This window comes from Streptomyces africanus (genome assembly GCF_002150735.1).
Lineage (GTDB): Bacteria > Actinomycetota > Actinomycetes > Streptomycetales > Streptomycetaceae > Streptomyces > Streptomyces africanus.
This window is the reverse complement of the sequence record NZ_MUKA01000187.1, coordinates 1-10,813: the sequence shown is the minus strand read 5'-3', so window position 1 is coordinate 10,813 and position 10,813 is coordinate 1. Positions and strand designations below refer to the sequence as shown.

The window sequence follows — 10,813 nt, the reverse complement described above, 5'->3', positions numbered from 1 at the left end:
GCGCGACTTCGTGGGACGGTCCTACCGGGGCTGGCACCGGCACATCACCCTCGCCTCGGCGGCCCACGCGGCGGTCGTGCTGTCCACCGACGGTCTCGGCCTGGAACACGTGGCCTAGGACGTGCGGACACGACCTAGGGCGTGTCCGCACGTCCTAGGCCACGTGTTCCAGGCCGAGACCGTCGGTGGACAGCACGACCGCCGCGTGGGCCGCCGAGGCGAGGGTGATGTGCCGGTGCCAGCCCCGGTAGGACCGTCCCACGAAGTCGCGCAGCCCGACCTCCTCACCGGTCTCGGTGAAGTCCCGGTGCACCCGGCGGGTCAGCTTCGTCAGCCGGAGCAGTGGGGCCACCGGCGCGTTCATCAGGTCGGTCAACCACAGCCGGGCCGGCGGGCGCTGCGGGTCGCGCCACTCCCCGAGGAGCAGCATCGGACGCTGCCGGCCCGCCTGCGGGTCCAGCAGCGACACCCGTACCACCGAGGCGAGGGAGGTCTGCGAGGTGTTGCGGCGTGCCGGGTCGAGCCAGTGCACCGGACGGCGCAGTCCCTTCGTCGACTCCATGATCTGCTGGGCGGGCAGCGGCCCCGCGCCGAAACCGGGCAGTGCCTGGTCGGCCACCGTCAGGCGGCAGGACGCCCCGATCCGGCCGACGACGGGCACCCGGGCCCGGGCGAGCCGCGCCAGCGTCGGGCGGACGGCGCTGCCGCGCAGGTCCAGCAGGACCGGCCGGCGCGTGACGTTCCAGTTCCGCGCGGTGTCGAGGGCCACGGCGACGGCGCACTCCTCCGGCGTCTCCCGCCCGGCCTCCTGGGGAACCTCGGCCCGTGCACGCCGTTCGTGATCCGTTACCCACTGCTCGGTCAGGAGCAGACGCCAGTTGACCGGAACGCTCATCTCCTGCGAGGCGAACCACAGGCCGAACGCCTGCTGGCCACGGAACATGTGGCCCAACCGGGGGGCGAACAACCGGTCCACGCCCACGGTGTGCTCCCCGGCCTTCGGGATGTGCAGCGAGCGCACCACCCAGGCCCGCGGCGCCCCGGCCCGCTCCACATATGCCGCGAGGTCGGCCCGTATCGGACGCCAGTCCCACGTCGAACTGGAGATGAAATGGTGCAGGCTCTGCTCGGCGCCCGCACCGCCCACATGCGCGGCGATGTTGCGGATCGACTTGCGGCCTTCGGCGAACAGCAGCCCCTGCAGATACTGGTCGGCCTTCTGCCGCTGGTCCTTCCTGCGGAACCGGGCGGAGAGGGCGTCGCGGAGTTCGGTGAGGACGTCGTCGCAGATCGCACTGTCGGTGAGTTCGTGGACCCGAAGACGCTTCAAGCCCAGTTCGGCGAAAGTCTCCCGCGTGACATCAGACGTGTTCACAACGCTCTCCATCCGGTCGGACAACCCTGCGGCTGCACGACCACCGTCGTATCCGGGCCCGTTCCGGCACGAGGTGCGCCGAACACCTAGTCGCCGGGCCCGCCGGTGCCCGGGCCACCAGCGCGCCCGCCGGGCGCCGCACCGGGCCACGGCGGCGGGCCGGACCGCCGGTCAGGGGTGTGGCCGGATCACCCCCACAGCGGAAGACGGCAGGAAAACGCCTGTACGGGCGCCGCTAGGTGACGGATTCGGCCCGGGCCTCTACCGTTCGTCGGCAAACGGCCGGACCATCGCCTGGCGGTCTCGCGGAGTACGGCATTCTGTCCGCCGCCGATGTCTCGGCGGCGGTTCACTCCGCCCGGCCGTCGAGGCGGTGGACACGGCCCGCAGGGCCCGAGAGGTGAGAAGTCCCGACGTGACCACACCATCCAGAACGGGTGACAGGCGCCGTACCGAGTCGTACACGGCCGTCGGCGACGCTCTGGACGCGGCCCGTGAGGTCCCCGCGACCGACGGCGCGCCGACCGACTGGGCCGACCGGCTCGCCGTGCTGCTCGCCGAGGAGCGGCCCGACGGTGTGCTGCACTACCTGAAGCCGGCGCGCGGACGGTTCCTGAACGGCACCGGGAGCGACCAACTGGCAGTCGTCCGGAGGTGCCCGCCCGACCTGGTCAGCTTCTGGGCGGGCAACGCCGACCTGCTGCTCGCCGACGGCGACCCCGACGCGCTCGCGGAACGCACCGAGGAGGCGGTGGCGCGACTGTCCGCCCACGCCCGCACCGTGCTGCTGTTCACCGGCTTCGATCCGCGCCCGATCCCCGGACTGCGCCACCTGCGCGGCAGGACCGCCACGTACACCGCGCACGTGCGGGCCATCGCCGACCGGTACGGCTGCCCGGTGGTGGACCTGTGGTCGCTGCGCGCGCTGCAGGACCGGCGCGCCTGGGAAACGGGCGAGCTCTGTCTGTCCCCGGCGGGCCACCGCCAGGTCGCCGCACAGGCGGCCCGGGTGCTCGGGCTGCGCAACACCGTCTCCGAGGGCCGGCTGCTGCGTGAGCCGGGAACGTCACTCGTCCGGCTGCGCCGCAGCGGTGAGGGGTGGTTGCGCGACTACCACGCACCGTGGCTCGCCCGCCCGGTGCCGGAATGCCGGCACGAGGGCGGGCACGAGTCCTGAGGACGGGCCGGGACGAAGGCCGCGGGCCCGTTGGGAGGCCGGGTGCCGAAGCGGCCCGTGTCGGCGCCGCAGTCCGGGTCGCATCACCGCCAGCTGCGTGCCGGTTCCGGTGGCGCACCGCTGCGCGGGCGGCGGCGCGCGCCGCCGCAGTCTCGGACCGGCGGTGGGCGGCTGCCGTCGGCCGCGCCGGATCCCGCCCGTTCGACTACTGACCCGGCGGGATCGTCCGTACGAGTCCCGTCCGTACGGTGACGACCGGCCGTGCGGCGCGTGCGGCCCCGGGGCAGACGTGTCGGCCGGGCGACCGCTGGTCGCCCGGCCGGAGTTCACCGCCGTCGTACGCGCGTCCGTCAGGCGTCCGCCGTCGCGCCGAGGTCCGCCGCGAAGCCGTCGCGCCATGAGGTGAAGCGCGGCTCCCAGGACAGGACGCGGCGGGCGCGGGCGTTGGAGGCGCCGCGCAGACCCGTCAGGTACAGCACGCCCCAGCCGCCGACCGCGAACCGGGCCAGGAAGGCGGGCGCCGACTTGGGCTTCGGGGCACCCAGAATCCGGGCGAGTTCCGGGAGCCACACATGCACGGGCGCCGGCTCGTCGTCGACGACGTTGAGCACGGACACGTCCGTGTCGGCGCTCAGTGCGGCGACGATCGCGGAGGCGGCGTCGGTGGTGTGCGTGAAGGAGAAGACCGAGTGTCCGCCGCTGACCACCGGGACCTTCCCGGCCCGCACCTGCGCGACGAACGGGCCGTCGGGGGCGAAGCCGGTGCCCGGGCCGTAGAGGTGCCCGAAGCGCAGCACCAGCCCCCCGGCCGCCCGGGTGACGCGCTCCAGTTCCCGGACCGCCTCCAGCACGGGCCGGTAGGCCTGCGGCGGGTTGCTCAGGAACGGCGCGTCCTCGTCGGCGGGCCCCTGGCCCGGCTCGTTGACGAACGCGATGCTCTGGGCGATGAAGCGCTTGACGCCGGCCTCCGCGGCGGCGTCCACGAGGTTGCGGGTCCCCTCGGTGCGCAGCCGGTTCGTGAGCGCGAACTCCTTGTCCACCCGCTTGGGGTTGGGGTTCGCCGGGATGGCGGTGAGCAGGTGCACCACCGCGTCCGGCGCGGTCCGGCGCGTCGTCGTCCGGACCCAGTCGCGGTCCAGGGCGTCGCCGTAGACCATCTGCACACCGGAGTTCTCCAGGTCGGCGGCCCGGCCCTTGGAGCGGGCCAGTCCCACCACCTCGTGGCCCGCGGCGAGCAACTGGCTCGCGAGCTGCTGTCCGATGGCTCCGGTGACGCCGGCTACCAGAATCCTCATGTCAGTTCCTCTTGTCGCTGGGCAGGTCGCTACCGCGCCGCGGAGCGGTTCCGGGCCAGGTGAGCGGTCACCTTGGCCGCCTGGTCGTCGGGGATGGACATACCGAGCACGTCACGCAGCGTCGGCACGACGTCCTCGGCGGGGATGATCCGGCGTTCGTCGTCGAAGTGCGGGTAGCGCGTCTCCAGGACACGGTCGCGCAGCACATGGCGGACCTCGGGACCGACGCGCATGGCGACGACGTGACCGCGGAACACCGATCGGGGGCTCGTCATCGAGAAGTGTGCGGCGACCTCGAGATCGATCGGGTACTGCGCCTCGGTGGTGAAGGCGTACACGTCGAACCAGCCGTCCTGGTGCAGGGAACGGAGCACCCACTCCCCGCCGTCGTCGTCCAGCCGCCACTGCCAGCCGCCGACCGTCAGTGTGGCGCCGTCCCGGAACGGGATCGGCTCCAAGGGACCCTCGTCCCCGAAGCCCACGTCGACGAGCCACCGCTCGCCACCGGCCTCGGCCACCAGCGTCGTGTGCGAACGGAAGCGGATGTCTGTGGTGTTGCCGCGCCGTACGCGTGCCAGATGGCACGTCACGCGGAAGCCGAGGCGGGTCAGTACGGCGGTGAACAGCAGGTTGTGCTCGTAGCACGAACCGCCCTCACCGCCGTGCACCAGCTTGTCCTGAAGGGACTTGATGTCGAGCGGCAGCTGGTCGCGGTCGATGCCGTCGGCCAGGAAGCCGATGGCCGCCAGATGGCCGCGGTGCACCGCCCGCAGGGTGTCGAAGGTGGCGGTGCGCGGCCCGTCGTGGCCGATGCGCCGCAGATAGGCGTCCAGGTCCAGCTGGTCGCTGCCCCATATCGTGTCCGGGCCGGAGTCGCCCACGCTCGTGATAGTCAACGGCACTGCCCTTTCGAGAGGAAAGGCCCGGGCAGGACGGAAGGGGAGGGCCCGGGCCTGACGGGAGGAGATCTGCTGTTCCGGACGGGACGGAAACGGGCCCGTGGGCGCGTTCGCGGCCGGCCGCGAACGACTCGGACGGTGCAGAAGTGTGGCAGCGGGACACCGGCGGGCGCTTCGCGGAAGGCCGAATCTGTCAACTCGCCCGGCACTCCGACATGACGGACTCGGGCCCCGCCCGTGGCCCCCGGCCGGTTCTTCCGGTGGGGTGTCCGCCCGTGAGAGCGGTCCCGCCGCGACGGCCCGCGCAGCCACGCGCACGGACGGGCCGGCGGGAACGGCTGCCGAAGAACAGCATCGAGGAGAACCCCATGGCAACGGTTGACGCGGCGGTACTCGTCGCCAAGGCGGAGAAGCTGCGGGAGCTGCACGGCGACAGGCCGTTGGTCCTGCCCAACGCGTGGGACGCCGCCAGCGCCCGGGTGCTGGCCGATGCGGGCTTCCCGGCGCTCGCCACGGGCAGCAAGGCCGTCGCGGAGAGCCTCGGCTTCACCGACCACCAGGGCGCCCCGGCCGAGGAGATGCTGGCCGCGGCCGCACGCATCACCCGTGCCGTCGACGTACCGGTGACCGTGGACGTCGAAGCGGGCTACGGCCTGCCCGGCAAGGACGTCGTGGCCCGGCTCCTGGCGGCCGGAGCGGCCGGCTGCAACATCGAGGACACCGCCCACCCGGGCACCGAACTGGTCGACGTCGACTCCCAGGCCGCCTTCCTGGCCGAGGTCCGGCACGCCGCCGACGAGGCCGGCGTCCCGCTCTACGTCAACGCCCGGGTGGACGTGTGGGAGCCGGGCGCGTTCCCGCCCGAGACGCCCGAACAGGAGCGGATCGAGGAGGCCGTACGGCGCGCTCGCGCCTATCTGGAAGCCGGAGCCGACTCGGTGTTCCCCGTCTTCGCGGCCGAGGAGGAGACGATCGCCGCCCTCGTGGAGCGCATCCCCGGGCCCGTCAACATCATGTATCTGCCGCAGACGCCCGCGCTTCCCCGCCTGGCCGAACTCGGCGTGGTCCGCGTCACGTTCGGCCCCGGGCTGCACATGGCGACACTGATGGTCCTCGAGGGCCTGGCGGAAAAGATTCGCCGCGGCGACGATCCGTACGCCGAGTTCCTGAAGCGGCGCCCGGCCTGATCCGGACACGCCCGCGACCGTCCGCCGACCGCCTTCTCACCCGCCACGACCGTGCCCCTCGGCCCTCGGACCGAGGGGCACGGCCGCTTCCGCGGCCACCGGGCGGGCCCACCTGCACCGCCGTTCCGACATGACGAAGTGGGTCGCAGGTGCGTTGCCGCGTCTGTCTTGAATGCACAGCATGGAACCGTCTTCACCGACGTTCCCGAGCCGCCGTCCCGCCAGGGCCTTCCTCTCCGAGGGACGACAGGCCGTCCGCTCCCCCCACCAGCCACCGGCCGCCGTGCCGCACCAGCCGTGCGGCAGCAGCCGGGTTCCGCCGAGCGGCCACGGGTGACAGGGCGTCACAGCTCAAGTGCCCACCTGGACAGATACCGAGGAGACGAAGAGCGATGTCGAAGATAGTCGTCGCCGGAGGCGGCATCGGCGGGCTGGCCGCGGCGGTGAGCCTGGCCGCGCACGGCCACGAGGTCACCGTCCTCGAACGCAGGGACACCTTCGCCGAATACGGGGCCGGGATCCAGATCGCGCCGAACGGCTTCCGCGCGCTCGACCGGCTCGGGGTCGGCGACGCGGTGCGCAGCCGCGCCGTGTTCATCGACGCGCTGTGCTTCATGGACGGCACGACCGGCCGGACGGTCGCCCGGATGCCGCTCACCGACTCCTACCGCAAACGGTTCGCGAACCCGTACGCCGTGGTGCACCGTGCCGACCTCTACCAGCCGCTGCTGGACGCCTGCCGCGCCTCCGACCGCATCGAACTGCTCGCCGGCAAGGACGTGCGGGCCTACGAGTGGACGGGAGGCCGGGCCACGGCCGTCACCCGGACCGGTGAACGGTACTCGGGTGTCGCCCTGATCGGCGCGGACGGCATCCGCTCCGCCATCCGGGCCCGGCTGATCGGAGACGGGTCGCCCAGGGTGTCGGGCCACACCATCTACCGTTCCGTGATCCCGATGGAGCGCGTCCCCGAGGAACTGCGGTGGAACACGGTGACCCTGTGGGCGGGTCCCAAGTGGCACTTCGTCCACTACCCCATCGGCGGCGGCGAGTTCCTGAACCTGGCCGCCACCCGCGACAACGGCGCCACCGAAGCCCTGGTCGCCGAACCGGTCCGCAAGGAACGGGTCCTGGACGGTTTTCCGGAGGTGTGCGACACCGCCCTCGCCCTGCTGCGGCTCGGGGAGCAGTGGCGGTCCTGGGTGCTGTGCGACCGGGACCCGGTCCCGGACTGGTGCACCGGTCGCGTCACCCTGCTCGGCGACGCCGCGCACCCGATGCTGCAGTACGCCGCCCAGGGCGCCTGCATGGCGCTGGAGGACGCCGTCGTCCTCGGCGAGGTGATGGCCGGCATGACCTCCGACGACGTCCCGCTGCGCCTGGCCGAGTACAACGCAGCGCGGTGCGAGCGCACCGCCCGCGCCCAGACCGCCGCCAGGGACATGGGACGCCTCTGCCACCCCGCGGGCGAGGCGGCCGTGGCGCGCAACACGATGCTCTCGTCGATGTCCGTGGACGAGCTGTACGACGCAATCGAATGGCTGCACGGCGGCGACTTCGGCCCGCCGCAGGGCCTGGGCCGCCCGTCGGAACTCGGGGCGGACGGACCCCTCGTTCCCGCACACACCTTCGCACCGTCCACGCAGGGCAGCGCCGGCGTCGACGGCTTCCCCGTCCGATGACCGCCCGCCGGCCCATTTCCCGGCACATCTCGCGGCTGAACTCGCCTCGCACCCTTCGGAGATCTTCAGTGGACAACACCCTGGACGACATAGGCCTCGGTTCCGCGTTGCAGCAGCCCAGCCGGCGCACCGCCGTGGCGGACCTGCCCCGGCTCGCCGACCCCGTCCAGCTGCCGCTGAGCGAACCGCCGCGCACCGCCACGACGAAGGTGCAGCGCGTCGGACCCGCCCGCCGGCTCAGCGAAGGCAAGGAGCGTGCCGCATGACCGAGTTGAAGGACCGGGCCCGCCCGGCGGGCGACGTGGACGTCCTCGTCGTCGGTGCCGGGCCCACCGGACTGCTCGCCGGCTGCGAACTGCTGCGCCGCGGCGTCAAGATCCGCGTGGTCGACCGGGACCTGGAGCCCACGGCGGTCCCCAAGGCGCTGTCGCTGTGGCCCCGGGCCGTGGACGTGCTCGACGACCTGGGCGTGGGGGAGGGCCTGCGCGCGGCGTCGGTCCGCGTGGACACCTGGAGTTACTTCTCCGACCGCCGCCCGCTGGCCTCCTTCCCCATCCCCGCCGAGTACGCCGCCCTCAGCCTGCCCCAGTACGAGACCGAACGGCTGCTGACCGAACGCTTCCACGCGCTGGGCGGCAAGGTCGAGCGCGGCGTACGGCTCCTCGCTGTGGACGACGTCGACTACTCCGGCCGCATCGACGCCACCGACGGGGTCACCGCCGTCCTCGAACACCACGACGGTGGCGTCGAACGCGTCCGCGTCCCCTTCCTGATCGGAGCCGACGGAGCGGGCAGCGCGGTGCGCGGCCAGCTGGGCACCGGGTTCGAGGGCAGCACGTACGAGATGGCGTTCGCCCTGGTCGACACCCACATCGAGGGGCACCTGCCGGCCAACGAGATCCGCTACTACCAAGCCCCCTCGGGCACCCTGGTCATCGTGCCGATGCCGGACGGTGTCTTCCGCTTCCTGTGCGTGCTGCCGAGAGCGGCCCAGGAGGTCGGCGTCCCGATGATGCAGAAACTGGTCGACGAGCGCGGCCCGCGCGGCATCAGGCTGACCGACCCCGTCTGGCAGAGCGTCTTCCGGGTGCACGCCCGGCGCGCCACGGACTTCCAGCGCGGCCGGATCTTCCTGATGGGCGACGCGGCGCACGTGCACAGTCCCGCGGGCGGCCAGGGGATGAACAACGGCCTGCAGGACGCGCACAACCTGGCCTGGAAGCTGGCCGCGGTGATCCACGGCGACTCGCCTTCCTCGCTGCTACGCGACTACGGCGCCGAGCGCATCCACATCACCCGGCGCATCGTGCGCGACACCGACATGCAGACCCGCGCCTGGATGGCGGGGAGCCGGGCCAAAGTGATCACCCGTGACGCCCTGTTCCGTCTGGCCGACCGCACCGGCGCCGTCACCCGGTTCTACGCGCCCGTCCTCGCCGGGCGGCGGCTCGCCTACGAGGTCGTGCGCACCACCCAGCTCCCTTCCCGCCGGCACCGGTGCGCGCTGCGCGGTCGGCTCCCCGGCGGCCTGCGCGTCGGCTCGGTCTTCCCCCGGCAGGTCGCGCTGGCGCACGCCATGAGCGGCCCGTCGGCGGACCCCTCCGGGTGGACACTCGTCGTCGTCACGCCGCCCACCGGGTGTCACGCCAGGTGGCTCGAGGAGATCGAGCGGATCGCGGCGCGGCGCCGGCGCCTGCGGGTGCTGCCGCTGGGCCGCCGCGAACTCGCGTCGTTCGGTGCCTGCCCCGAGGCCCACTACCACCTGGTCCGGCCCGACGGGCACATCGCCGCCCACGGACACGAACGCGACCTGGACCGCCTGGAGTCCGAACTGGACGAAGTGCTGCTGCCCCGGACCTGACCGGCCCGCAGCACACCATCACTCCCTGGAAGGAGAGTCATGACCACCGACACGACCGTGGCCATCGCCTATCACTCCGGCTATGGACACACCGCGGTGCTCGCCGAGGCCGTGGGGGACGGAGTGGCCGAGGCGGGGGCCAGGACCGTGCCGGTCCCCGTCGACACCATCACGCCCGAGCAGTGGGCCGCCCTCGACGCCGCCGACGCCATCGTCTTCGGCGCCCCCACCTACCTGGGCAGCGCGTCGGCCGCCTTCCACGTCTTCGCCGAGTCGACGTCGGGCCGCTGGGCCAAACGCGCCTGGACCGGGAAGGTGGCCTCCGGGTTCACCGTCTCCGGGTCGATGAGCGGGGACAAGCTGCACACCCTGCAGTACTTCTCGATCTTCGCCGCCCAGCACGGGATGCACTGGGTCAACCTCGACCTGCTGCCCGGCTGGAGCGCCAGCACCGCCTCCGAGCACGACCTGAACCGCCTGGGCATCACCCTCGGCACCGGCGCCCAGACGGACACCGACCGGGGGCCGGAGGAGGTGTCCAAGGCCGACGCCCAGACCGCCTTCCACCTCGGGGCGCGGGTCGCCCGCGTCGCCGCCGCGCTGACCGCGACGCCGGTGGCCTCCGCGGTCCGCTGACCCAACACGGCACGGCGCTGCCGCCGGCCCTCGGTACCGGGGGCCGGCGGCAGCGCCCCGTGCTTCCCGTCACCGGCATCGAGCAGCAGCGAGAAGAGGAGACACCATGCGGACGGACGAGATCCCCACGCGTGACCACACCCCCGAGTGTGACGGCCGAGTCCCGGCAACTGGCCTTCCGGGACACCGTTCCCCGGGTGCCGAAGCCGTGACGGGCGCCCGGCACCCCGACGTCGACGGGCCGCTTCTCATCGACGTCACACCCGGCACCCCGCGGATGCGGAACGACGTGCGCCCGCTCGTGCGCATCCTGCGACCGGAGCTGACCGCGGAGGCCTTCGACTGCTTCGCCGCCGAAGCGCACCGACAGGGGCTGGTGTTCACCGCCGCCTACCTCGAGGACGGCACCTGCGCGGGCGTGGCCACCCACCGCACCCTGGCCACCAGCCGGGGACGGATCCTCCTGGTCGAGGACCTGGTGACCGACCCCGGCCACCGGTCGACCGGGATCGGGGCGAGGCTGCTGGAGGAGGTCGTCGAGCGTGCCCGTACCGCAGGCTGTGTCGCCGTCGAACTCGACTCGGGCGTCACCAACCACACCGCCCACCGTTTCTACCACGCACGCCAGATGCGCATCGCGGCCTTCCATTTCAGGCTCGACGGCCTGCGCTGACCCGCCCCTGCCACGCGCCCGCACCCGC

The 10,813-nt window shown here is 72.9% G+C and carries 10 protein-coding genes; 7 read left to right on the top strand and 3 right to left on the bottom strand.

What is annotated here, in order from left to right; all coding sequences use genetic code 11:
• Positions 1 to 154: 154 nt before the first annotated feature.
• The gene (locus CCL05_RS22610) at positions 155 to 1,375 is read right to left on the bottom strand and encodes an IS701 family transposase (protein WP_244204362.1); all 1,221 of its coding nucleotides are present in this window, start codon (positions 1,373 to 1,375) and stop codon (positions 155 to 157) included.
• A gap of 415 nt (positions 1,376 to 1,790) precedes the next feature.
• Between CCL05_RS22610 and CCL05_RS44875 the strand changes: the two genes are divergently transcribed.
• Complete coding sequence (locus CCL05_RS44875) at positions 1,791 to 2,552, top strand: SGNH/GDSL hydrolase family protein (protein WP_158102480.1); 762 nt, start codon at positions 1,791 to 1,793, stop codon at positions 2,550 to 2,552.
• A gap of 350 nt (positions 2,553 to 2,902) precedes the next feature.
• Here the strand turns inward: CCL05_RS44875 and CCL05_RS22600 are convergent, their stop codons facing one another.
• Entirely contained in the window at positions 2,903 to 3,847 is a 945-nt protein-coding gene (locus CCL05_RS22600; RefSeq protein ID WP_086562304.1) for an NAD-dependent epimerase/dehydratase family protein, read from the bottom strand.
• A 29-nt stretch (positions 3,848 to 3,876) separates the two neighbouring features.
• Positions 3,877 to 4,743, bottom strand: a complete 867-nt coding sequence (locus CCL05_RS22595) for an arylamine N-acetyltransferase family protein (protein WP_158102479.1) — start codon at positions 4,741 to 4,743, stop codon at positions 3,877 to 3,879.
• 371 nt (positions 4,744 to 5,114) lie between these two features.
• On the opposite strand from CCL05_RS22595, the gene CCL05_RS22590 reads away from it, so the two are divergent.
• The 6 genes from CCL05_RS22590 (at position 5,115) to CCL05_RS22565 (ending at position 10,785) form a co-directional block, all read left to right on the top strand.
• Positions 5,115 to 5,933 carry an isocitrate lyase/PEP mutase family protein gene (locus CCL05_RS22590; RefSeq protein ID WP_086562302.1) on the top strand — a complete coding sequence of 273 codons (819 nt, stop codon included), beginning with the start codon at positions 5,115 to 5,117 and terminating at the stop codon, positions 5,931 to 5,933.
• A 392-nt stretch (positions 5,934 to 6,325) separates the two neighbouring features.
• Positions 6,326 to 7,615, top strand: a complete 1,290-nt coding sequence (locus CCL05_RS22585) for a 3-hydroxybenzoate 6-monooxygenase (protein WP_086562301.1) — start codon at positions 6,326 to 6,328, stop codon at positions 7,613 to 7,615.
• A gap of 68 nt (positions 7,616 to 7,683) precedes the next feature.
• Complete coding sequence (locus CCL05_RS22580) at positions 7,684 to 7,881, top strand: hypothetical protein (protein ID WP_086562300.1); 198 nt, start codon at positions 7,684 to 7,686, stop codon at positions 7,879 to 7,881.
• On the top strand, positions 7,878 to 9,476 hold the full coding sequence (locus tag CCL05_RS22575) for an FAD-dependent monooxygenase (protein ID WP_086562299.1): 1,599 nt from the start codon (positions 7,878 to 7,880) through the stop codon (positions 9,474 to 9,476). The genes CCL05_RS22580 and CCL05_RS22575 overlap by 4 nt, the downstream gene beginning before the upstream one ends.
• A gap of 39 nt (positions 9,477 to 9,515) precedes the next feature.
• Positions 9,516 to 10,112 carry a flavodoxin family protein gene (locus CCL05_RS22570; protein WP_086562298.1) on the top strand — a complete coding sequence of 199 codons (597 nt, stop codon included), beginning with the start codon at positions 9,516 to 9,518 and terminating at the stop codon, positions 10,110 to 10,112.
• A gap of 208 nt (positions 10,113 to 10,320) precedes the next feature.
• Positions 10,321 to 10,785 (top strand): GNAT family N-acetyltransferase, encoded by a 465-nt coding sequence (locus CCL05_RS22565; RefSeq protein WP_244204361.1) that lies wholly within the window; start codon positions 10,321 to 10,323, stop codon positions 10,783 to 10,785.
• Positions 10,786 to 10,813: the final 28 nt, after the last annotated feature.